Origin of the sequence: Otariodibacter sp. (assembly GCF_029256985.1) — a bacterium.
Lineage (GTDB): Bacteria > Pseudomonadota > Gammaproteobacteria > Enterobacterales > Pasteurellaceae > Otariodibacter.
Genome location: NZ_JARIDQ010000004.1, coordinates 1 through 21,823, shown reverse-complemented (window position 1 = coordinate 21,823; position 21,823 = coordinate 1). Strand labels below are relative to the sequence as shown.

Sequence of the window (21,823 nt, the reverse complement as noted above, 5' to 3'; positions counted from 1 at the left end):
TTAATACCTACTGTTAATATCCAATTGCAATTGTTTCCGTGAAATTTTTACTCCTGTATTCTTCCATTTTTCACGATCTAACGGAATATATCTTATGGGCAACTTAAATTTCTCTAATCGCTTGGCTACAAAAGATTGCAATGATGTAACTGCTTGTGGACTAAACTCAGCAATAAAATCAACCACTGCGATAGGTCTAAAGCCAAATTCAGTATCCTCTACAGGTAAAACTATCGCCTGATAAATAAGACCAGATTCAAATAGGATTCGTTCAATTTCTTCTGGTTGAATATTTTCTCCTCCAGAAATAAACATATTATCTACTCGCCCCTCAACGACTAATTGTCCTTGTTCATTCCAATGCCCACGATCTTTAGTCACTAACCAGCCATTTTTATTCACAAGAGAAACGAGATTTTCCTTAGTCCAATATCCTAATGCTAAACCTGCGCCTTTTACCCAAATTTCATTATCAACAATCTTTACTTCCCTTCCTAATAAAGGACGTCCAACATTATCAATCTCTGATTTTACGGCGCAAATAGTCGATGCCATCTCCGTCATACCATAACCAACATACGTTTCTATTTGATTTTTCTGAGCTTGAGTAATAAGCTCGGATGGAATTGCACTACCACCCAATAAAACTTTCTGCATACGTTGCGGTAAATATTCTTTTTGTACCAAATAACGCTGAAGCTGAGTAGTAACTAAAGAAGCATGAGTAACTGAATTTAATGCAGTCAAAAAATCCTGTTTATCTTCTACAATTGATAATGTTGCGCCAACGAGTAACCAACGCCAGATAATGCCTTGGCCTGACACATGAAATAAAGGAAGACTAAGTAGCCAGCTATCAGATTCAGTAAAATCCATTAGTTGACATACACCACAAGCATTATCTAAGTGGTTCTGAATAGAATGTACCACAGCTTTAGGTTTACCAGTTGACCCAGAAGTTAGTGTCATAGTAGCGGGTGAGTTAGGCACATATTCCCAACTATTACAAGCGGTCGGATTAGCAGAAAATTGTACAAAATGTTGATCGGTTATTAATACCACATTATCTAACTCAGATAAAATAGTCTTTCTCTGAATCTCCGACATAGTTGGATTAAGCATTAAAATTTTACTTCTCATTGCTACAGTAGCTAAATAACACACTAACCCTACCAAACGATGACGACCTGAATAAGCCACAATCCCTTGTAGATTAGCTCCATTTTTTTGGAGTAATGTAACCGCTTGAGAAACTATTTGTGATAATTGCTGCCAAGTAATAGCTTGTGGAATATCAGAAAATATAAGATCGTTTCCTCTCTGCCATTTTATCGCAATTTTTTGAGATCTAATCTCTGCCCAATGTAACAGTGGAAACTTAGCAAATTGGAACTTCATTAAGCTAATGCACCTTTTACACGTTCAATCAGCTCCTCTGATAATCCCATTTCTTCCATAACGCCACCTAAAATAATTCCTTTACGTTCAGTATTATTATTGGTAATCACCCAAAATGGTGATTCAGGAATTTGCTTTGCTTTAACGCTACTTCCTGTTGCAAGAATAACTTCTTTATCTTTAGCAAAATAAATACGCTCACTACCCTGTACTTTTACTGTCGCATGAGAAAATTCTTCTGAATTAGCAAGATATAAAGCAGAAAGAAGTAGTAAGAATCGATTAACAACCTTTTTCTCTTCATTAAATTGCGATGACTTTAATACAAATTCTACTCTATTAATGACTTTTTCTTGATTACTCAATGCCTTTTTATTCTTGGGTAATTTAGCAAGATCTTTTAATTCATCGATCATATTTTCTTGCACGAGTACGAATGGCTGAGGCGAAGCAGGTAAACGTAACAAGCGACGCAAAATATCTGATGCACTTTCACCAATTGCCTGAGTACGACTGGCAATATAATGATATAATTCATCATCAACTTCAATTGTTTTCATCTGTTTCTCCTAAAATGTCTTGATTACCTAAAAATTCTAGGCATTATACGCATTTCAGATCCAATTTACAGGATCTTGATCGAATATTTTAGTTAAAAAATAAGTGAATATTATGATAGAAAATACATTGCTTAATTATCAATACAAAAAAGTCGCTAACCCAGAAAAAAATCCAGCACAAACAATGGTATTACTACACGGATTATTTGGTGATCTGCATAACTTAGGCGTGATCGCTAGAGCATTTTCCGATAACTATAATATTTTACAAATTGATCTCCGTAACCATGGACTTTCGTTTCATTCCGATGAAATGAATTATAATCTCATCGCTCAAGATCTTGAAGCGGTACTCACTTCTCTTGATATTAACAATGCGATTGTTGTTGGACACTCTATGGGGGGGAAAGCTGCAATGGCTCTGGCTAATTTTGCTCCATCCTTAGTCGATAAACTTATTATTCTTGATATGGCACCTGTTGCCTATAAAGAAAACCATCATGATGCCGTATTCAAGGGATTGTTTGCAGTAAAAGAGAAAAAACCAACCAATCGTCAAGAAGCGAAAGAAGCAATTTCAGTGGGAATCAAAATGGAAGAGGTGAAACAATTTATGTTGAAATCCTTTGATCCAAATGCACCTGAATCATTCAAATTTAATCTCACTGGTTTAAAAAATAACTATGATAATTTAATGGGGTGGCAACCTGTTTTAGTCAATAAACCAACTCTATTTATTAAAGGTGAATTATCAGATTATCTGCAAGAAAAAGATACACAAACCATTCTTACGCAATTTCCTCAAGCTAGTTTCTTTGTTATCAGCAATACAGGTCATTGGCTTCATGCTGAAAAGCCGGATAATGTTATTCGTGCAATGAAAAAATTCCTTGATAAAAATGTGTAGCATGAAGACTACGCAGGAAAATACGAACAAAAAATGTTGCTAACTACAATACTGTCATTAGCAACATTTTTTTTATCTACCTCAAAACCTATACTAAATAATTACTTCACTATTTTTAAATGACTTACTTTTCGCTTAGTCACATTTTTAGGCTTATCTTCAAGTACAACTTCTTTCTTCGATCTAGCGAGATAATTTTCTTCACTGTAAAAAGACTCTGCTTGAAACATTACGCCATCGCCAGTTTCTTGTGCATATATCGCTTCTACTGCACCAAATGGTACATAAATATCTCTTAACATCCCTTGAAAACGAGCATTGAAGCTAATAAATTCATCCGTAACATTATATTGCCCAATAGAACGAGGCGAAACATTAAGAACGATCTTCCCTTCTCGCACAAATTCTATTGGTACATCAACATCAGGATATTCTGCATTGACTAACAAATAAGGAGTATGATCATTATCGATAAACCAATTATAGTAAGCATGATAAAGGTAAGGACGTAATGGTTTCATTACTCTTTCTCATCCATTAAATGCTTAGGCGCACTTCCGCCAATTGATTGAGTAAAGCTATCACGTTTAAATACACGAGTCATATAAGATTTTATCGCTTTACTTCCTGCGCCAGTAAATTCAACACCTAGAGTGTGCATTTTCCATAGTAATGGTGCGATATAGCAATCAACTAAACTAAAATCATCACTTAAGAAATATTGGGTATCCGCAAAAACTGGACCTAATGATAAAATTTCTTCACGTAACTGATTCAGTAATTTTTTCGCTTTCTCTGTTGTTGGATCTTTATCAATAATATCAATTAGAGTAAACCAATCATTTTGGATACGATGCATATTTAAACGACATTGTGCACGTAAAACAGGATAAACAGGCATCAATGGAGGATGTGGAAACCTTTCATCTAAATATTCCATAATAATACGCGCATTTGATAAAACTAAATCACGATCAACCAATGTTGGGATTGTACCTCTCGGATTCACTTCCATTAAATCTTCAGAAATAACATCTGGGGTAATATTTTCAATTTCATAAGCAACCCCTTTTTCTGCTAAAACGATACGGACTTGATGGCTGTAAATATCACTTTTCTCTGAAAAGAGCGTTGGCACTGAACGTTTATTTGCGTTCGTCATTTTATTCTCCCACTATATAGTTCTTAACAATCTTGCAATTTTACCACATCTTGATCAGCTAATAATAGCTCTATTTGAGACAAATCATGGGTTATTAACTAGAAAAGTAAGGAAATTATTGTACTTATTACAGCACTTGTACGATAATTCTGCCCCAAATTTAACATTTAGAGAATTTTATGACGCAACAAACTTTTATTATCGGAAAAGACGCTGCTCTTGAAGACAGTATTTCAAACTTTCAAACAAAATTAAAAAATCTAGGTTTCAATATTGAAGAAGCATCTTGGCTTAATCCTGTACCAAATGTCTGGTCTGTGCATATCCGTGATGTTGATTGCCCACAATGTTTTAGTAATGGTAAAGGGGCAACTCAAAAAGCCGCATTAGCATCTGCATTAGGGGAATATTTTGAACGTTTATCTACCAATTATTTCTGGTCTGATTTTTATTTAGGACAAGAAATTGCAAACGGTGAATTTGTTCATTATCCAACTGAAAAATGGTTTGAAATTGAAGATGAAGAAACATTACCACAAGGTATATTAGATCCATTCTTACTCAATTACTTTGACCCAAATGGCGATTTAACCCCAGATTTATTAGTTGATCTGCAATCAGGTAATTACGATCGTGGTATCGTTGCCCTACCTTACACTCGCCAATCGGATAACGAAACCGTGTACATTCCACAAAGTATCGTATCTAATTTATTTGTATCTAACGGAATGTCTGCGGGTAACACCAAGAATGAAGCACGAGTACAAGGACTTTCAGAAGTATTTGAGCGTTTTGTAAAAAATCGAATCATTAGTGAAGCAATTAGCCTGCCTGAAATCCCACAAAGTGTGATTGATGGTTATCCAACAATTAAAGCGGCAATTGAAAAATTAGAAGACGAAGGTTTTCCAATTCTTTGCTATGATGCATCACTAGGCGGTGAATTCCCTGTCATTTGTGTGATTTTACTCAACCCACAAAATGGCACTTGTTTTGCCTCTTTCGGAGCACATCCGCATTTCCAAGTCGCATTTGAAAGAACTGTTACGGAATTATTACAAGGTCGTAGCTTAAAAGATTTAGATGTTTTCTCTCCTCCATCATTTAATAATGATGATGTTGCCGACCACGCAAATTTAGAAACACATTTTATTGATTCAAGCGGTCTGATTTCTTGGGATCTTTTCAAATCTGAAGCAGATTATCCATTTGTACATTGGGATTTCTCTGGTTCAACAGAACAAGAATTTAGCAATCTAATGGCAATCTTCAATAAACATAAACAAGAAGTTTATATTATGGATTATGAACATCTTGGCGTTTATGCTTGCCGTATTCTTGCACCGGGAATGTCAAATATTTACCCTGCGGACGACCTAATCTACGCTAATAACAATATGGGTATGGATTGGCGAGAAATTCTATTGGATTTACCACACTTCCATCACGACAAAGCAACCTACCAAGAATTGCTTGATGAATTAGATGAGCAAAGTATTGACGATATGACACGTGTCCGTGAATTTTTAGGTATCGTGGCAGAAAAAGGATCGGCTATGCAAACCTTACGCATTGGTGAATTAAAATCAATGCTACATTTAGCGCTAGGCAATCTTGAAGAAGCATTAGATTGGGCGAACTGGACAGCAAATATGAATGCAAGTGTATTCAGTGCAGAACGCAATAATTACTATCGTTGTTTGATTAGTTCTATTGAATTATTCTTAGATGAGTCTCGACAACCAGAACAATATCAGTCTGTTTTTGAAAAAATGTATGGTAAACAAGCGGTAAGTTCAGCGTGGAATGCAGTGAAAGGTGGTAACCCATTCTACGGATTACAAGCAAGCGATGAAAGTTTAGCAAACTTACAAGCGCACAATAAATTACTAGCGGCTTATCATAAATTACAAAAAGCGAAAGTGAATCCAATCTCTCGCTAATCAATTATACAAGCGGTAACATTCTTTCCATTTTTGCAAAACATTGGGTTGAACTTACCGCTTGTGTCTTCATCATTGTAAATTTAACTCGGAAAAATTATGAATTATCAAGATAAAAGCCTAACGGCACTAAAATTGGGACAATCAACAGAATATGCAACAAGCTATAACCCACAATTATTACAAGGTGTTCCTCGTCAATTAAACCGTGATCAGCTAGGAATAACAGAGCAACAACCATTCGCAGTAGGTGTAGATTTATGGACTGCCTATGAAATCTCTTGGCTCAATAGCAAAGGTGTACCACAAGTTGCAATTGCGGATATTTTCATTGACTATACAAGCAAAAACTTAATTGAATCAAAAAGTTTCAAACTCTATTTAAACAGTTTTAATCAGACAAAATTCGCTAGTTTTGAGGACGTACAATCTACCATGCAAGTAGATTTATCTCACTGTGCCGAAGGAAAAGTTGAAGTTATCTTAAAACGATTAGATCAATATAGCTCTGAACAAATTGCTCATTTCAGTGGTAAATGTATAGATTCACAAGATATTGAAATAACTCATTACGAATTTGATCGGAATATTCTTACAAATTGTACCAATGATAGTATTGTTGAAGAAACCTTAGTGAGTCATTTACTGAAATCAAACTGTCTAATTACGCAACAACCCGATTGGGGAAGCGTGCAAATTCACTATGTGGGCAAGCAAATTGATCAAGAAAAATTGCTACGCTATCTTGTTTCTTTTAGACAACATAATGAATTTCACGAACAATGTGTTGAAAGAATTTTCTGCGATTTAATGGAGTTTGCTCAACCAGAAAAATTGACTGTCTATGCTCGTTATACCCGTAGAGGTGGATTAGATATCAATCCATTCAGATCTAATTTTGAACAATTACAAAACAATGTAAGACTGGCAAGACAATAATTTTAACACTACAGGGTAATTAATTTTTCAAGAGAAATCATCCCCTCCTTTGAATAATTAAGGATATTAAGGATATATTGTTGATAGATAAATACTTCTCTATCTTTTAAAGAGATGTAATAAGTTTATATTTAAATATTCAACAAGATATTTCTTTGAAATATCACAACTTTAGACTATCGAAATACTCTGCTAAACTGAGTAATTGCTGCTTGGAGAAATTAGTGTGATACGTAAAATCAGTTTATATATATATAAAGTTACAAAAATAATATGGAAAGAAATTACGTTAGAATTAGCATCCTATTAACCTTTCCCACAAGTTGATAAGGTAATGTGGTTAGATTGCTACTAAATATGTAGAAGATCAAATTCAATCAGATAGCATCTTAATCTAAAATAACTATCTAACAGAGTCAATCTAATCTTCTACAATACAAATACAACCCAAAAATTACTTGCTTTCTTCTACTCCATATTTTTGTTGTAATTCAGCTTGGAGTTTTTGTAAATCTTCACCTGATTGCATAAGTTGTTGAGATTTTTCTTGAATAGTTTTTTGAGCCTCTTCAGTTGGGGTACCCATTCCCATCGCTTTTACAGACTCTTCAATCAAACTATTTGATAGTACCAATGTTTCTTTTGTTTTTTCTTTAAACGTATTAACTTCAGCATTTTTGATATCAAGTGCTTCTAGACTTTTCAATACATCATCAACTTTTGCTTTGAATGCTGTCATTGCTTGTTGAATTTGAGTTTGATCTTGTGTAGCTAATTTTTGTTGAAGCTCAGTTTGAGCGGCTGCCATACTTTGTTCCTGTGATTGATTCCATGCAACTAATTTTTGGAAATCCTCAACAGCCTGAGTATCAATAGTATCTGTTGCTGTATCATTATTAACTTGAGTATTTTCAGTTGTTGTTTGTGTAGCTTCAGCTTTTTGAACTTCTGGTGTAGCAGTTGTTTTATTCTTTGTTGCCGTATCGCAAGCTGTTAAGAAAATAGCAAATAATACAGTCGCACTAATTTTAGTAAATTTGTTCATTAAAAAGATTCCTTAAAATGTAAATATTAATAAGTAAAGTCATTACTACGGAAAAAATTATACCTTGTTGTAGACAAAGATAAAATATTACCATTCAAAAATATGATTAAAGTTATATTAAAAAATAATATAATTCAAAAGCCTAGCGTTTGTTGAATAAGTAATTTCTTAAATTCGGCATTTTTATCCACTATATTCAAACCTATTCCTCGAATCAATTTTTTAATAGGTTGCTCACCTGAGAATAATGATTTTAAACTACCCATAGCAAAAAGAACTTTTGTTGCTTCAACTTTACGTTTACGTTCAAACTGTCTTAAATATCGATAATCACCAATGTCATGCTCTAAAGCTGAATGTAATTTTAATTCACTCGCTAATGTTATTACATCGCCAAAGCCTAAATTTACCCCTAATCCAGCTAGAGGATGAATAGTATGTGCTGCATCCCCTACTACCACAACTCGTTGTTGAGCAAAATTACGTGCATAGCGAGCTGTAAGCGGATAGATAGCACGCTCACTTTGCAATTCACAAAGTCCTAATTGATTATCAAAAGCAATACCTAGAGCTTGATTAAATTCCTTTTCATCACAATTCACAAGAGACTTTGCTTTTTCTGGTGACAATGACCAAACAATGGAGCATAAATACTCATTTGGTAATGGAAGAAATGCCAAAATACTATCTGACGAAAAAATCTGGCGAGCAGTCTGTTGATGAGGTTCGGAAGTTTTCACATTACAAACTAAAGCTGTATGTTCATAATCTCGACTAATCAAAGGGAAATTGGTCTGTCTGCGAACCCAAGAATTTGCACCATCTGCTCCCACTATTAGTTTAGATGATATTATTTCACCACTTTCTAATGTTACAAACCCAAGTTCGTTAGTTATATCAAGAGATTTAGGTTGATCTAAAATAATTTCGATATTGTTTTGTGATTCAACCACATGCCATATAGCCATTTGAATTTGTTCGTTCTCAACAATATGGCCTAATTGTTCTAATCCAAGCTGAGTGATAATTGGGTCTTGGTTGTTAAAATGAATCTTTGCAAAACTATCTTTTTCCCAAACATACATTTGTGAAAAAGAAGACAATCTTTGTGAGGAAATTTTCTGCCAAGCACCTATTTTTTCAAGCATAGATTGACTAGAAAAATTAAGCGCACTGACACGATTAGAAATATATGCGGGATCTAATTTAATTGGCTTATTTTTCTCTATAATTTTTATTTTTAATTTTGTATCAGCAAGCAAAGCAGCTAATGCTAAGCCTACCATTCCTCCGCCAACAATAACAATATCTGCTAATTTCATAATATTACTTCTGATTATGTTTTTCTAAACTACGGTGCCGAACTTGTACATCCTTATCTCGGCTCTTAAAATAGTTCGCTAGTTGTTCTGCAATAAATACAGAACGATGTTTTCCCCCAGTGCATCCTATCGCAATGGTCAAATAACTACGATTGTTATTTTCAAGAGATGGGAGCCACATCTCTAAGTAATTACGTGTATGATAAATAAAATTATGAACTTCTGTTTGGCGTTCTAAAAAATCAATAACAGGCTGCTCTAATCCTGTCATTGGCCTAAGTTCTGGATTCCAATGTGGATTAGGCAAGAATCTAACATCAAATACATAATCTGCATCTGAGGGTAATCCATATTTAAATCCGAAAGATTCAATCACAATTTTTAATTCTCGGGTAGCTTTACCTCTTAATATTTCTCTTAATTTCTCAGCTAATTCATGAGATGAGAGATAAGTAGTATCAATTACACAATTCGCTTGATGAAGAATAGGTTCAAGTAGCTTTTCTTCTAAATCAATTGCACTTTCTAGGGATAAGTTATTGGTAGATAAAGGATGTAAACGTCGCGAATCACTATAACGCCTAATTAATGTTTTTCGCCCACATTCTAAAAATATAAGTTTTATTTTAATTTCTGCTGGTAATTTAGAAAATAACTCATCTAAAACTTGTTTATTTTCAGGTAGATTTCTAATATCTACACTTACAACAGTTGAACGATCTGATTGGAATAGGAAATTAGCAAGCTCTGGTAACAAAGTGAGAGGAATATTATCAACACAATAATAACCAATGTCCTCTAATGCTCGTAATGCCACAGATTTACCTGCACCAGAGCGTCCACTAATAATAATCAATTCCATATTAACTTTCCTCTGTAGTATTCTCTAATTGATTGTCTATCTCATCTTCTTGAGTATGCTGATCAGAATATGAAAGTACTTGCCAAATATCTTCCGCTGAAATTGATGAGCGAAGGTGCTTCAATATATTCTTATCCGAAAGTCGTTGCACAACTTTCGATAAGTAATTTTTATATTCTGTACAGCAAGATTCAGGGAAAAGAATTGCATAAATTAAATCAACATTTTTATGATCACTAGAATCATACTCAATTGGATTTTCTAGTTGGACAAAAACTGCAATAGGTTTCTCTATAGTAACATGCTCAAGAGGCAATCTTGCATGAGGAATAGCAACCCCATTGTTAATTGCAGTAGAACCTAATTTTTCTCTTTTAACCAAATAATTAAAACATTCTGAGGAAAAAGCTAGATCTTCTTCTTTTTCAAAATCGACTGAATAATTAACAGACTTTGCAACTACTCTAGAAATAAACTCTAGCACACGTTTTTTGCTTGATAAAGCAACTGCTGGATAAATATGCTCAAATGAAAGAAATTCAGTTAGTTTCATACTACATCACCAAGCGATTATATCTACAAAACTTATGGACAATCTAACCGCTTATTAAATCAAAGTTTAAATTGTTCACCTAAGTAAACACGTTTTACATCTGGATTATTCAAAATTTCACTCGGGGAGCCACTAGCAATCATTTGTCCACTACCAACTATATATGCTCGTTCACAAACATCTAATGTCTCACGAACATTATGATCAGTAATCAAAACACCAAGGCCTCTTTCCTTCAAATTTACGATAATTTTCTTAATATCAATAACAGAGATAGGATCAACGCCAGCAAAAGGTTCATCTAACAAAATAAATTTAGGATTTGCGGCTAAAGCTCGAGCTATTTCTACACGTCTACGCTCTCCCCCAGATAAAGACTGTCCTAAATTATCACGAATATGTTCAATATGAAATTCTTCAATTAATTCATCAGCTCTTAATTTACGTTGTTGATGAGTTAAATCCTTTCTTACCTGCAATACAGCCATTAAATTATCATATACACTTAATCGCCTAAAAATAGATGCTTCTTGAGGTAAATACCCGATACCTTGTTTCGCACGATCATGCATAGGTAATAAGCTAATATCATCTTCATCAATGCGAATACGTCCTTCATCATGTCGAACCAATCCAACTACCATATAGAAAGTAGTTGTCTTTCCTGCACCATTTGGACCAAGTAATCCAACTATTTCACCAGACTCAACATTTAAACTCACATCCTTAACAACCTGACGATTTTTATAACTTTTTGCTAAGTGTTCTGCATAAAGAATTGGCATATTATTTACCTACTTTTTATTCTTTTTATCTTGTAATTGTGTTGGAATTAATACAGTCTTAACCCGAGATTTGCTTCCACTCATAGCTTTTAATTGTTGTTTCTTAACATCATAAGTAATTTTATTTGCTTTAATAGAGCTATCCAATTGTTTCAATTCAGCATTACCTGTCAAAATTAAAAACTCATCGCCTAAGTCATAGTTGATTTGATTTGCTTGTCCATTTGCTGGTTTTCCATCATCCATTGTTTGTTGGAATTTAGCAGGGGCCCCATTTGCTTCAATCTTTTCTCTTTGACCTTCTTTACGGATAATCGTTACTTTTGTTGCATTTATCTTAATAGATCCTTGAGTAATTAATACATTATCAGAAAAAACGACAGTGTTACTTTCCATATCTAAAGATTGACTGCCCGATGTAATATTAATCGGTTGATCAGTATCACCTTTCAATGCATAAGAATTTAAACTTATACCAATGCAAGTAGCTATAAATAATGACTTTGTAAGAAATTTCATTCAATATCCTTTGTTAATTTTGAATATTTGGAGAACTAGATTTAGATTGAATTACAGAAGGTTCGATTCGTGTTTCAACATCTTCTAGTAATGTTGCGACCTGACTTTTTAAATTTCCCTTCAATCCTTTACCACTAGTAATGAATCCCATTCCTTTTGAAACAACTACACTATCTGTATAGACATCATAACTAGATAAATCAACCGTTAATATCTGACTCTGAATATAATTCAGACGAGTATCTTTATTTAAGCTCTCTATCTTCACATTTCCTTTCAAATTTAAAATCTTTTCTTTTGATATTTCTGCATAATCAGCAGTAATTTTCCAATCTTTTAATGAAGATTCAGCATTAAAAAGATTCAATAATGGCTTAATAAATTCTGTTCTCTCTGTTGCTTCGTAATATTTAACCTCTTGTGCTTCAGCAAAATATTGTGGTTTACCTTTTATATCATATACCATGGTATCCATTTTATTACCCGTATACTCAGGTTCACCTTCTCTCTTTACTAGCTGAACTAATTGGGGATCCTGATCACTTTGTTGACTAAAATACCACCCTGCCAATACTACTACGATCAAAAATAATAGTATATTTAAACGTTTATTCATATTTTCTCTATAGAATTATAGTGCCTTCCGATTATAACATATTTTTTTATAGCAACCATAGATACAAAAAAATTAAGAATAATTTACTCTATAGCATTACAATTTTGAATAAATTTATCTTTATAACAAAAAACCTTAGATAAAAATCTAAGGCTTTTACATATAAACTTAAAAAGTTACATTTTATTACTGTGCAGCTTTTAACTCTTGATAATATTTCTCATAAAGTTCAATTGCTTCACCAACATCATCTTGCCAATGACTTGTTTTTAACACTTCTGAAGGTGGATAAATCGCAGGATCTTCAGTAATTTCTTTCGGTAGAGCTTTTAAAGCTTTCATATTTGATGTTGGATAACCAATTGCTAATGTTAATTTTTCTGCAGCAGGTGCACTTAAAAGATAGTTAATTAACTTATGTGCACCATCAGGATTTTTTGCGTTAGCAGGAATAGCTAAGGTGTCAACCCAAAGAACTGGTCCTTCTTTAGGGAAGATCATATCGACTGGAGCTTGTTCTTTTTTTGCAATACGCACAGAACCATTCCATAACTGTCCAACACTAACTTCACCAGAAATAAATGAGTTTGCAGGATTATCGGAACTAAACGCTAAAACATTTGGACGAAGTTTTAATAATTCTTCGTATGCTGCCTTAATTACTTTTGGATCTTTAGTATTTGGATCTTGACCTAATTTTAAAAGTGCAATATTAAATACTTCACGAGCATCATCCAACAATTGAATACTATCTTTAAACTCAGGTTTCCACAAATCTGCCCAAGAAGTAAAATTACTACCTTGATAATCATTTGTATTAAATGCAATACCTGGGGCACCTAATAACTGAGGTAATGAATATTTATTACCTTTGTCATAAGATTGATCCAACCAATCAGGGTTAAGTTCTTTAATCACAGGTAATTTACTGTGATCTAACTCCATCAACATACCTTCACGTCCCATTTTGGATACGAAGTAGTTACTCGGTGCAATAACATCATAACCGCCATCTTTACCTTGAATCTTTAATTTAGCATACATTGTTTCATTTGATTCAAGACTTGAAACTTCAACCTTAATACCAGTTTCTTCGGTAAATTTGTCCAATAATCCCTCTGGTACATATTCAGTCCAAGTATATAGATGAACAGTATCTTCCGCTATTGCATTCGCACTTAGCACAACCATACCCGATGTTAAAGCCACAGCCCATTTTTTCATTTAAGTTTTCTCCCAGAATGAGTAAAAAAAGCGGTTGGATTACTCCAAAAGTCTACCTATGAAATTACAGGTAGAGAAGAAACATTCTAATTACCCACCTATATTTTGCAAGCCTTTTGTATAATACATGAGTAAATTTTATACAAAATTACATAACAACTACATCAAACTGATCTTGATGATAATAATGCTCCACTTTTATTTCAACCTTTTTACCTAAAAATACTTCTAATTCAGCTAATAATGCATGAGATTCTTCATTAATTAAATATTCGCCCACACTTCTGGATGCATAAACAATATATCGATCTGTATGGTATAAATGATGAACTCTCACAATTTCCCGTAAAATTTCGTAACAGACGGTTTCAACAGTTTTAATTGTTCCTCGACCTTTACAAGATGAACAATCACAGCACAATATACGCTCTAGACTCTCTCTCGTTCGTTTACGTGTCATCTCAACTAATCCAAGCTGAGTAAACCCATTAACATTCGTTTTAACTCTATCACCTTTTAATGCTTGTTCTAATGATTCTAAAACTCGTTGTCTATGTTCTTCCTCTTGCATATCAATGAAATCGATAATAATAATACCACCTAGATTTCTCAATTGGAGCTGATGCGCTATAGCCTTAGTAGCTTCAATATTTGTATTAAAGATGGTATGAGCTAAATCTCGATGTCCAACAAAAGCACCAGTATTGATATCAATTGTTGTCATAGCCTCTGTCTGTTCAATAATTAAATATCCACCCGATTTTAAATCAACACGTTTATCTAATGCTTTTTGAATTCCTTCCTCAACCCGATACGCATCGAATAATGGTTGACTACCACTATATAAACTGACATTTTCAAATAATTCAGGCATAAACTCAGTTAAAAACTCCTTAACTTGTTCATAAGTAATCTTCGAGTCAACCTGAATAGATTGAATATGAGTTCCAACAAAATCACGTAATACACGCTGTGCTAACGCTAATTCTCCATATAACATACTTTTCGTTGCGTATTTTGTCTTACGCTCCAAAACCTTCCGCCATAATCGCTTTAAAAAAGCAGCATCTTGCTCTAAACTCTCCTCTGCTACATCCTCTGCAGCTGTGCGAACGATAAAACCACCTAGCTCATCACAATAAGGTTCAACCAATGCTTTCAGGCGTTCACGTTCAGACTCACTTTCAATACGTTGAGATACACCAACATGACTATTTTCAGGCATAAACACCAAATATCTAGAAGGTAAAGTAATATCTGTTGTTAATCTAGCTCCTTTTGTTCCCAAAGGATCTTTAACAACTTGAACAATAATATCTTGCCCTTCTCTTACTAACTCACTGATATTTTTAACAACAAACTGTTTTTTTTCATTTTCATCTACACATTCTGTATGTGACACAATATCAGATGCATGCAAAAAGGCGGCTTTATCTAATCCTATATCAACAAAAGCAGATTGCATTCCTGGTAAAACTCGTGTTATTTTTCCCTTATAAATATTACCAACAATGCCTCTTTTAGTTTCTCTTTCTATATGGACTTCTTTTAATATACCATTTTCAATTAGCGCAACCCGGGTTTCACTTGGTGTTACATTGACTAATAATTCTGTGCAATTCATTAGGTATTCTTATCCTGATTATCAATAGTATTAATATTAAACTTAAAAAAATTATTATATGCAATAATCTGAATCAAAGAATAGGTAAAAAATAGAATATTGATACAAATTTAAATATAAATAACTTCTAAACTAGAAATTTATCTAAATAATGAAAATATATTATATAATAAATTTAATTTGACATTATCATAAGAAAAAGTTATTTCTATACAGGTTTTTTGCTAGTAGCAAAAAGTTATGATTTTTCATAAAGATCATATTGGGAGAGGCGCAACATTCAGGTAACTTATCTTAGGGAACTAGGCCGTTTGAGGATAAGCCATGGGAATGATTGCCGAGGTGTGGGATTCACTAGATAGGAATTTAACATCGGCTGAGTAGGTTGAATCTTGCCAGCTGTCGTTTGAAACTATGATTAATAGAAAAATGGTTTTAAATGGAGTGCTCTGAAATTACTTAAATAATGTACTCTCTAATATTCATCTATCTCTTTCCATCCTCAAAATATCTGCAAACATAATTTAAATATAGGAAAATACCTTATGTCTCATCTCTCTGTTGCGAAATTTGGTGGTACCAGTGTTGCTAATTATGAAGCAATGTCTTCTTGTGCCAATATTGTAGTCAATGACCCAAATACTCGAGTGGTTATCTTATCTGCTTCTGCTGGCGTAACTAATTATTTGGTAGAACTTGCTAATGGTTGCTCACAAGATAAAAGAGCTGAAATTCTTTCTGCTGTAAAAGCTATCCAATTTAATATTATCCATCAATTAAAGAATCCTGATGCTGTTATTTTACAAATTGAAGAATTACTTGATCAAATAGAAGCATTAGCAATGTCAGCTAGCCTAGCAACATCATTAGCTCTCACTGATGAGTTAATTAGCCATGGTGAAATGATGTCTACCTTGATTTTTACTCAATTATTAATTGAAAAAAACTTTCCCGCACAATGGGTTGATATTAGAGACGTTATTGCCACAGATAGCCATTTTGGAAAGGCTCGACCTAATGATGAACTTACGCAACAGCAATCAGATAATCTTCTGAAACCATTAATTGCTGAAGGTAAAATTATCATCACCCAGGGATTTATAGGACGAGATTCAGAAGGTAAAACAACAACATTAGGTCGAGGTGGAAGTGATTACTCTGCCGCATTGCTCGCTGAGGTCTTACAAGCTGATGATGTACTAATTTGGACTGATGTGCCGGGAATTTATACTACGGATCCAAGAATAGTATCCAATGCTCAACGTATTGAAACCATTAGTTTTAATGAAGCAGCTGAAATGGCAACATTTGGTGCCAAAGTCCTTCATCCAGCAACATTATTGCCTGCTGTTCGTAGTAATATTCCTGTTTATGTTGGATCAAGTAAAGTACCAGAACAAGGTGGAACATGGGTAACAAGAGATCCCCAGCCTCGCCCAATATTCCGAGCTTTAGCATTACGTCGTAACCAGATTTTACTCACGTTATCTAACCTAAATATGCTGCACGCTCAAGGTTTTTTAGCTAATGTATTTTCTATTCTAGCCAAATATAAAATATCGGTAGATGTGATTACTACATCAGAAGTCAGCATTGCATTAACGTTAGATCAAACAGGTTCAATATCTTCAGGATTAGAGATATTATCTGAAGATTTATTAAATGAATTGAGACAATATTCATATGTTAAAGTAGAAAAGAATTTAGCGCTAATTGCAATCATTGGTAACGATCTACATTCACAACCAGGAATTGCTAAAAAATTATTCACTATACTGTCAGAGTATAATATTCGTTTAATCAGCTGTGGAGCTAGCAGCAACAATGTATGTACTCTAGTACATAATGAGAGTGCTAATGACATTATTAAAGTACTCCATACTGAATTATTTGAATAATTTTACCATGTAAAATAACGTATATTCTGTATCAGAATATACGTTATTTAAATATATACGATCAAATTCAATATGATATTTTTTATTTAAAACAGCTTATCTATCAGGAGTACAAAATTCCCATCAAGCAATATGTTTATTTATATCATATTTATGATACAGGTATTAGATCAGTATACTTACTAAAACTTTGCAAAAGTTTATAAGAAAATGACCGCTTGCTTAGCTTAATAAATAATGAAATTTATCGTTATTCCACCATAAAACAGGCGATTTTAGAGCCGTCCTCATAATGTATTAATTGTGGTCGTTCTTGCTGACAAATATCTTTTGCCATACGGCAACGGGCATGAAATGCACAACCTCTTGGAGGATTAAGTGGACTTGGTAATTCTCCCGTTAATTTTATTCTTTCACGTCTATTTTCTGCATCTAAGCGAGGAGTTGCAGATAGTAAAGCTTGTGTATATGGATGTTTAGGATTACTAAAAATAGCTTTAGTTTCCCCTTGTTCAACACAACGTCCTAGATACATTACCATAACTTCATCAGCAATATGTTCTACAACTGAAAGATCGTGGGAAATAAACACATAAGATAAGCCCATTTCCTCTTGAAGATCCATCATCAAATTGAGTACTTGTGCACGCACAGATACATCAAGAGCAGAAACAGGTTCATCGGCAACCACAATATCAGGTTCAAGCATTAAGCCTCTTGCAATTGCAATACGCTGACGTTGCCCACCTGAAAACATATGCGGATAGCGATTATAAAATTCCGGTTTTAATCCCACTTTTGCCATCATACTTAATACTTTTTCTTTGCGCTCAATTGCAGAAAAATCAGTATTGATCAGCAAAGGTTCCTCTAAAATTGCACCAATCTTTTTACGAGGATTAAGCGAGGCATAAGGGTTTTGGAAGACAATTTGAATTTTTTTACGTCGTAAAGTTTCTGTTTCTTTATTGTGAACTAAAAAATTCTGTCCATTATAAAATAATTCACCTTCAGTCGGTCTTTCAATCATTGTAAGCATTCTTCCTAATGTTGATTTTCCACAACCAGACTCTCCCACAACGGCCAATGTTTTCCCTCTTTCTAAAGTGAAAGATACACCGTCAACTGCTTTCACTAATTTTGGCTTACCAAACATCCCTTTCTTGACGGGATAATATTTTTTTAAGTCCACCGCATTAAGAAGCGGTGCGTTTTCTATATTATTTTGCATTTTTTATTCTCACTCACTCCCTTTGATTATGCATTTTGTATAATCAAGAAGTAAAACTCTAAATAACTACTGGGACACCCATTTCATTTAATGGGCTATGACATTTCACTTGGCGACCATGTAATTCTCTTAACTCAGGTTCTTTTTGACGACATAAATCTGTTGCGTAAGGACAACGAGGATTGAGCAAGCAACCTTTTGGTCGGTCATATTTTCCTGGTACAACGCCCGGTAATGATTGTAGCCGTGATTTCCCTTCAGCAAATTCAGGTAAAGCTTTGAGTAGTGCTTGAGTATATGGGTGTAATGGAGCTTTAAAGATCTCTTGTGCTTTGCCTTCTTCAACAACTTGCCCAGCATACATTACAATGATTCGATCAGCTGATTCTGCCACTAATGCAAGATCGTGGGTAATCAAAATCAACGCCATATTCTCTTTGCGTTGTAATTCAAGTAGTAAATCGATAATTTGTGCTTGAATGGTTACGTCTAATGCCGTTGTCGGTTCATCAGCAATCAATAAGCGAGGAGTACAAGCAATCGCCATTGCAATCATTACACGTTGGCTCATACCACCTGATAGTTGATGCGGATAAACATCCAAACGCGAAGTTGGATCAGGAATACCTACCATTTCTAATAACTCAATCGTACGCTGACGACGACTTGATTTTGAACCGCCTTGATGCACTTTTAATGCTTCCATAATTTGATAGCCAACTGTGTAGCTTGGATTCAAGCTGGTCATTGCATCTTGGAAGATCATCGAAATATCAGCACCAATAATTTTTTGTTTTTCTTTTGGTTTTAATGACAATAAATCTTGTCCACCAAATTTCAATTCACTAGCAATAACCTTGCCGGGAAAATCAATTAACCCCATTACCGCCAAAGAACTGACCGATTTACCCGAGCCTGATTCTCCAACAATACCTAAAACTTCACCTTCATCGATCTTATAACTTACTCTATCCACTGCCTTAAACGGATATTTTTGATCACCAAAATGAACAGAAAGCTCTTTTACTTCTAATAATGCCATTGAGTTCTCCTATTGTTTAAGTTTTGGATCAAGAGCATCACGCAAACCATCACCCATTAAGTTAAATGCTAGTACTAACAAGAGAATAGCTAAGCCAGGAGTGGTCACCAACCAGTTTGCTGATTGCATAAAACCACGAGATTCTGCGAGCATTGTGCCTAATTCTGGTGTTGGAGGCTGAGCCCCAATTCCTAAGAATCCTAATGCTGCTAATTCTAAAATTGCATTCGAGATCCCCATTGTCATTTGTACGATCAATGGTGCTAAACAGTTTGGAAGAATCACAATAAACATTAAACGCCAAACACCTGCTCCCGCTACTTTAGAAGCGGTCACATAATCACGATTTTTTTCACTTAATACCGATGCACGAGTTAAACGTACATAGCTGGGAACAGAAACGACCGCTATAGCAATCGCCGCATTGACAAGAGATGGCCCTAAAATTGTTACAACTCCGATAGTCAATAATAAGCTTGGAATTGCCAGCATAATATCCACCAATCGCATAATGAAGATATCAACTAAACCACCATAATATCCCGCAAGTAGCCCTAGTATTACACCTAGTACACAAGACATTAATACGATCAATAAACCAATAAAGACCGAAAGTCTTGCTCCATAAATGATACGAGAAAGAATATCACGCCCTATATCATCCGTTCCAAGAATAAATTGCCAATCTCCTCCATCAAACCAAGCAGGAGGTAAAAGTAATGCATCTCTGTTTTGCGCAATAGGATCGAAAGGTGCGACAACACTAGCAAACACACAAGCGAGAAAAACAATAAAAATAAAGACTAAACCAACATAAGCCCCTCTATTTTGACGAAAATAGTGCCAAAATTCTTGTAAGGGTGTTAATGGTACTGGAGAAGTTTCCACATTAGACATTTAATCACTCCAAAATAAAATTAATTATGGCGAATACGTGGGTTAACCACACCATAAATTAGATCGACTAGTAGATTCACTACAATAATAATCGTCGCAATAATTAATACTGAGCCTTGTAAAACAGGATAATCACGTGAATTAATGGCATCAATGATCCATTTACCGATTCCCGGCCATGAAAAGATATTTTCCGTTAATACTGCGCCCGACAATAATTGTCCCACAATTAAACCAACCACAGTTACAACAGGAATAAGTGCATTACGTAATGCGTGTACAATAACTACTCGAGTTGTACTAAGCCCTTTGGCTTTTGCAGTACGGATATAATCCTCTCCCAATACTTCAAGCATTGAAGAACGTGTCATACGCGTAATAACAGCAAGCGGAATTGTACCTAATACAATTGCAGGTAAGATAAGTGACTCGATTGCGGCAATAAATGCTCCCGGTTCGTCTGATCGCCATGTATCAATTAACATAAATCCAGTATCAACATCAATCCAATATTCTGCAGGCAGTCGTCCTGATGCTGGTAAACCTAAAGGGGTTGAAACATACAAAATAAGAATCAATCCCCACCAGAAAATTGGCATTGAATACCCCGTTAAGGAAAGTGAGGTAACTGTATGTGAAATCCAAGAGTCTTTTTTAACCGCTGCAATTACCCCTAAAACGATCCCTAATATTAGTGACCATAATAATGCGAAGAAGGCTAATTCAACCGTTGCAGGGAAAAGAGTAAAAAACTCTTTCAAGACAGGTTCATTATTTCTGAATGAATTACCTAAATCTCCATGAAAAATACCGCCAATATAATTAAAATATTGTTGATAAAGAGGTAAATCCAACCCTAACTGTTTCATCATTTCAAGATGCAATTCAGGAGAGAGCCCCCGCTCTCCCATCCGAATTTCAATAGGATCTCCAGGAATTAAATGCACTAAAGCAAAAGTAATTAAGGTTATTGCTAAGAAAGTCGGAATAACCATTAAAATACGCTTAAGAATAAATCGAAACATTGAGAATCTCTGTGTTCATTACTGATAAACGAAATTGATTACTAAGGAATTTCACAAAATAACTTAGCAATCTAACCGCTTAATATTACAAATAAACGCGTCGCATTCATTTTTAAACATAAATACGACAACGCCAAGTACGATATTAATTTGTTTCTTCTAAGTCAACAGGATAGAAATCATGTAAACTGAATGGGCTAACTACATATCCTTTTACTTCTTTACGTACAGGGAAATAAGTTGTTGAATGTGCAATATTAATCCATGGTGC

At 34.4% G+C, this 21,823-nt stretch carries 21 protein-coding genes and 1 riboswitch; of the genes, 4 read left to right on the top strand and 17 right to left on the bottom strand.

What is annotated here, in order from left to right; all coding sequences use genetic code 11:
- Together menE and seqA are read right to left on the bottom strand one after the other, a co-directional pair.
- Nucleotides 1–1,398, bottom strand: coding sequence for an o-succinylbenzoate--CoA ligase (gene menE, locus Q1J40_RS00490; protein WP_301098078.1), 1,398 nt, complete (start codon nt 1,396–1,398; stop codon nt 1–3).
- On the bottom strand, nt 1,398–1,958 hold the full coding sequence (gene seqA / locus Q1J40_RS00485; protein WP_301098076.1) for a replication initiation negative regulator SeqA: 561 nt from the start codon (nt 1,956–1,958) through the stop codon (nt 1,398–1,400). Before seqA ends, menE begins: the two co-directional genes overlap by 1 nt.
- A 112-nt stretch (nt 1,959–2,070) precedes the next feature.
- Here seqA and Q1J40_RS00480 point away from each other — a divergent pair, with 112 nt between their 5' ends.
- Complete coding sequence (locus Q1J40_RS00480) at nt 2,071–2,865, top strand: alpha/beta fold hydrolase (protein WP_301098074.1); 795 nt, start codon at nt 2,071–2,073, stop codon at nt 2,863–2,865.
- A gap of 101 nt (nt 2,866–2,966) precedes the next feature.
- On the opposite strand, the gene Q1J40_RS00475 is transcribed toward Q1J40_RS00480, so the two are convergent.
- Both Q1J40_RS00475 and Q1J40_RS00470 read right to left on the bottom strand, forming a co-directional pair.
- Nucleotides 2,967–3,386 (bottom strand): ClpXP protease specificity-enhancing factor, encoded by a 420-nt coding sequence (locus Q1J40_RS00475; RefSeq protein WP_301098073.1) that lies wholly within the window; start codon nt 3,384–3,386, stop codon nt 2,967–2,969.
- On the bottom strand, nt 3,386–4,027 hold the full coding sequence (locus Q1J40_RS00470; RefSeq protein ID WP_301098071.1) for a glutathione S-transferase N-terminal domain-containing protein: 642 nt from the start codon (nt 4,025–4,027) through the stop codon (nt 3,386–3,388). The genes Q1J40_RS00475 and Q1J40_RS00470 overlap by 1 nt, the downstream gene beginning before the upstream one ends.
- A 179-nt stretch (nt 4,028–4,206) precedes the next feature.
- Between Q1J40_RS00470 and ycaO the strand changes: the two genes are divergently transcribed.
- Nucleotides 4,207–5,970, top strand: coding sequence for a 30S ribosomal protein S12 methylthiotransferase accessory factor YcaO (ycaO, locus tag Q1J40_RS00465; protein ID WP_301098070.1), 1,764 nt, complete (start codon nt 4,207–4,209; stop codon nt 5,968–5,970).
- A gap of 99 nt (nt 5,971–6,069) precedes the next feature.
- Complete coding sequence (gene queF / locus Q1J40_RS00460) at nt 6,070–6,909, top strand: NADPH-dependent 7-cyano-7-deazaguanine reductase QueF (protein ID WP_301098068.1); 840 nt, start codon at nt 6,070–6,072, stop codon at nt 6,907–6,909.
- A gap of 454 nt (nt 6,910–7,363) precedes the next feature.
- On the opposite strand, the gene Q1J40_RS00455 is transcribed toward queF, so the two are convergent.
- The 9 genes from Q1J40_RS00455 to rng form a co-directional block, all read right to left on the bottom strand.
- On the bottom strand, nt 7,364–7,954 hold the full coding sequence (locus tag Q1J40_RS00455; RefSeq protein ID WP_301098066.1) for a PM1805 family lipoprotein: 591 nt from the start codon (nt 7,952–7,954) through the stop codon (nt 7,364–7,366).
- A 134-nt stretch (nt 7,955–8,088) separates the two neighbouring features.
- Entirely contained in the window at nt 8,089–9,276 is a 1,188-nt protein-coding gene (locus Q1J40_RS00450) for an FAD-dependent monooxygenase (RefSeq protein WP_301098064.1), read from the bottom strand.
- Between the two features lie 4 nt (nt 9,277–9,280).
- Nucleotides 9,281–10,138 (bottom strand): RNase adapter RapZ, encoded by an 858-nt coding sequence (gene rapZ / locus Q1J40_RS00445; protein WP_301098062.1) that lies wholly within the window; start codon nt 10,136–10,138, stop codon nt 9,281–9,283.
- A 1-nt stretch (nt 10,139) separates the two neighbouring features.
- Nucleotides 10,140–10,691, bottom strand: coding sequence for a PTS sugar transporter subunit IIA (locus Q1J40_RS00440; RefSeq protein WP_301098061.1), 552 nt, complete (start codon nt 10,689–10,691; stop codon nt 10,140–10,142).
- Nucleotides 10,692–10,750: 59 nt separating this feature from the next.
- Nucleotides 10,751–11,476: an LPS export ABC transporter ATP-binding protein gene (lptB, locus tag Q1J40_RS00435; RefSeq protein WP_301098059.1), complete on the bottom strand. Its 726-nt coding sequence runs from the start codon at nt 11,474–11,476 to the stop codon at nt 10,751–10,753.
- A gap of 9 nt (nt 11,477–11,485) precedes the next feature.
- Nucleotides 11,486–11,995 (bottom strand): lipopolysaccharide transport periplasmic protein LptA, encoded by a 510-nt coding sequence (gene lptA, locus Q1J40_RS00430; protein ID WP_301098058.1) that lies wholly within the window; start codon nt 11,993–11,995, stop codon nt 11,486–11,488.
- Between the two features lie 13 nt (nt 11,996–12,008).
- Complete coding sequence (lptC, locus tag Q1J40_RS00425; protein WP_301098056.1) at nt 12,009–12,611, bottom strand: LPS export ABC transporter periplasmic protein LptC; 603 nt, start codon at nt 12,609–12,611, stop codon at nt 12,009–12,011.
- A gap of 186 nt (nt 12,612–12,797) precedes the next feature.
- The gene (locus Q1J40_RS00420) at nt 12,798–13,835 is read right to left on the bottom strand and encodes an extracellular solute-binding protein (protein WP_301098055.1); all 1,038 of its coding nucleotides are present in this window, start codon (nt 13,833–13,835) and stop codon (nt 12,798–12,800) included.
- A 148-nt stretch (nt 13,836–13,983) separates the two neighbouring features.
- Nucleotides 13,984–15,459 carry a ribonuclease G gene (gene rng / locus Q1J40_RS00415; protein WP_301098053.1) on the bottom strand — a complete coding sequence of 492 codons (1,476 nt, stop codon included), beginning with the start codon at nt 15,457–15,459 and terminating at the stop codon, nt 13,984–13,986.
- 258 nt (nt 15,460–15,717) lie between these two features.
- Nucleotides 15,718–15,917: riboswitch (Lysine riboswitch) on the top strand.
- Between the two features lie 87 nt (nt 15,918–16,004).
- Here rng and lysC point away from each other — a divergent pair.
- Entirely contained in the window at nt 16,005–17,357 is a 1,353-nt protein-coding gene (lysC, locus tag Q1J40_RS00410) for a lysine-sensitive aspartokinase 3 (protein WP_301098051.1), read from the top strand.
- Between the two features lie 250 nt (nt 17,358–17,607).
- Here lysC and Q1J40_RS00405 read toward each other — a convergent pair whose 3' ends face one another.
- Genes Q1J40_RS00405 through Q1J40_RS00390 form a run of 4 tightly spaced genes read right to left on the bottom strand, consistent with a single transcriptional unit; the run spans nt 17,608 to nt 21,552 of the window.
- Nucleotides 17,608–18,588 (bottom strand): peptide ABC transporter ATP-binding protein, encoded by a 981-nt coding sequence (locus tag Q1J40_RS00405; protein WP_301098050.1) that lies wholly within the window; start codon nt 18,586–18,588, stop codon nt 17,608–17,610.
- A gap of 58 nt (nt 18,589–18,646) precedes the next feature.
- Nucleotides 18,647–19,630 (bottom strand): dipeptide ABC transporter ATP-binding protein, encoded by a 984-nt coding sequence (dppD, locus tag Q1J40_RS00400; RefSeq protein ID WP_301098048.1) that lies wholly within the window; start codon nt 19,628–19,630, stop codon nt 18,647–18,649.
- A gap of 9 nt (nt 19,631–19,639) precedes the next feature.
- Nucleotides 19,640–20,527, bottom strand: a complete 888-nt coding sequence (locus Q1J40_RS00395) for an ABC transporter permease subunit (protein ID WP_301098046.1) — start codon at nt 20,525–20,527, stop codon at nt 19,640–19,642.
- Nucleotides 20,528–20,547: 20 nt separating this feature from the next.
- Nucleotides 20,548–21,552, bottom strand: a complete 1,005-nt coding sequence (locus tag Q1J40_RS00390; protein ID WP_301098044.1) for an ABC transporter permease subunit — start codon at nt 21,550–21,552, stop codon at nt 20,548–20,550.
- Nucleotides 21,553–21,823: the final 271 nt, after the last annotated feature.

Coding starts and splice junctions, on each gene's coding strand:
- menE (WP_301098078.1), bottom strand. CDS start 1,398: ATGAAGTTCCAATTTGCTAAGTTTCCACTGTTACATTGGGCAGAGATT.
- Q1J40_RS00450 (WP_301098064.1), bottom strand. CDS start 9,276: ATGAAATTAGCAGATATTGTTATTGTTGGCGGAGGAATGGTAGGCTTA.
- Q1J40_RS00470 (WP_301098071.1), bottom strand. CDS start 4,027: ATGACGAACGCAAATAAACGTTCAGTGCCAACGCTCTTTTCAGAGAAA.
- Q1J40_RS00440 (WP_301098061.1), bottom strand. CDS start 10,691: ATGAAACTAACTGAATTTCTTTCATTTGAGCATATTTATCCAGCAGTT.
- Q1J40_RS00480 (WP_301098074.1), top strand. CDS start 2,071: ATGATAGAAAATACATTGCTTAATTATCAATACAAAAAAGTCGCTAAC.
- dppD (WP_301098048.1), bottom strand. CDS start 19,630: ATGGCATTATTAGAAGTAAAAGAGCTTTCTGTTCATTTTGGTGATCAA.
- rng (WP_301098053.1), bottom strand. CDS start 15,459: ATGAATTGCACAGAATTATTAGTCAATGTAACACCAAGTGAAACCCGG.
- lptA (WP_301098058.1), bottom strand. CDS start 11,995: ATGAAATTTCTTACAAAGTCATTATTTATAGCTACTTGCATTGGTATA.
- Q1J40_RS00405 (WP_301098050.1), bottom strand. CDS start 18,588: ATGCAAAATAATATAGAAAACGCACCGCTTCTTAATGCGGTGGACTTA.
- Q1J40_RS00390 (WP_301098044.1), bottom strand. CDS start 21,552: ATGTTTCGATTTATTCTTAAGCGTATTTTAATGGTTATTCCGACTTTC.
- Q1J40_RS00475 (WP_301098073.1), bottom strand. CDS start 3,386: ATGAAACCATTACGTCCTTACCTTTATCATGCTTACTATAATTGGTTT.
- lptC (WP_301098056.1), bottom strand. CDS start 12,611: ATGAATAAACGTTTAAATATACTATTATTTTTGATCGTAGTAGTATTG.
- Q1J40_RS00455 (WP_301098066.1), bottom strand. CDS start 7,954: ATGAACAAATTTACTAAAATTAGTGCGACTGTATTATTTGCTATTTTC.
- ycaO (WP_301098070.1), top strand. CDS start 4,207: ATGACGCAACAAACTTTTATTATCGGAAAAGACGCTGCTCTTGAAGAC.
- rapZ (WP_301098062.1), bottom strand. CDS start 10,138: ATGGAATTGATTATTATTAGTGGACGCTCTGGTGCAGGTAAATCTGTG.
- lptB (WP_301098059.1), bottom strand. CDS start 11,476: ATGCCAATTCTTTATGCAGAACACTTAGCAAAAAGTTATAAAAATCGT.
- queF (WP_301098068.1), top strand. CDS start 6,070: ATGAATTATCAAGATAAAAGCCTAACGGCACTAAAATTGGGACAATCA.
- Q1J40_RS00395 (WP_301098046.1), bottom strand. CDS start 20,527: ATGTCTAATGTGGAAACTTCTCCAGTACCATTAACACCCTTACAAGAA.
- Q1J40_RS00420 (WP_301098055.1), bottom strand. CDS start 13,835: ATGAAAAAATGGGCTGTGGCTTTAACATCGGGTATGGTTGTGCTAAGT.
- seqA (WP_301098076.1), bottom strand. CDS start 1,958: ATGAAAACAATTGAAGTTGATGATGAATTATATCATTATATTGCCAGT.
- lysC (WP_301098051.1), top strand. CDS start 16,005: ATGTCTCATCTCTCTGTTGCGAAATTTGGTGGTACCAGTGTTGCTAAT.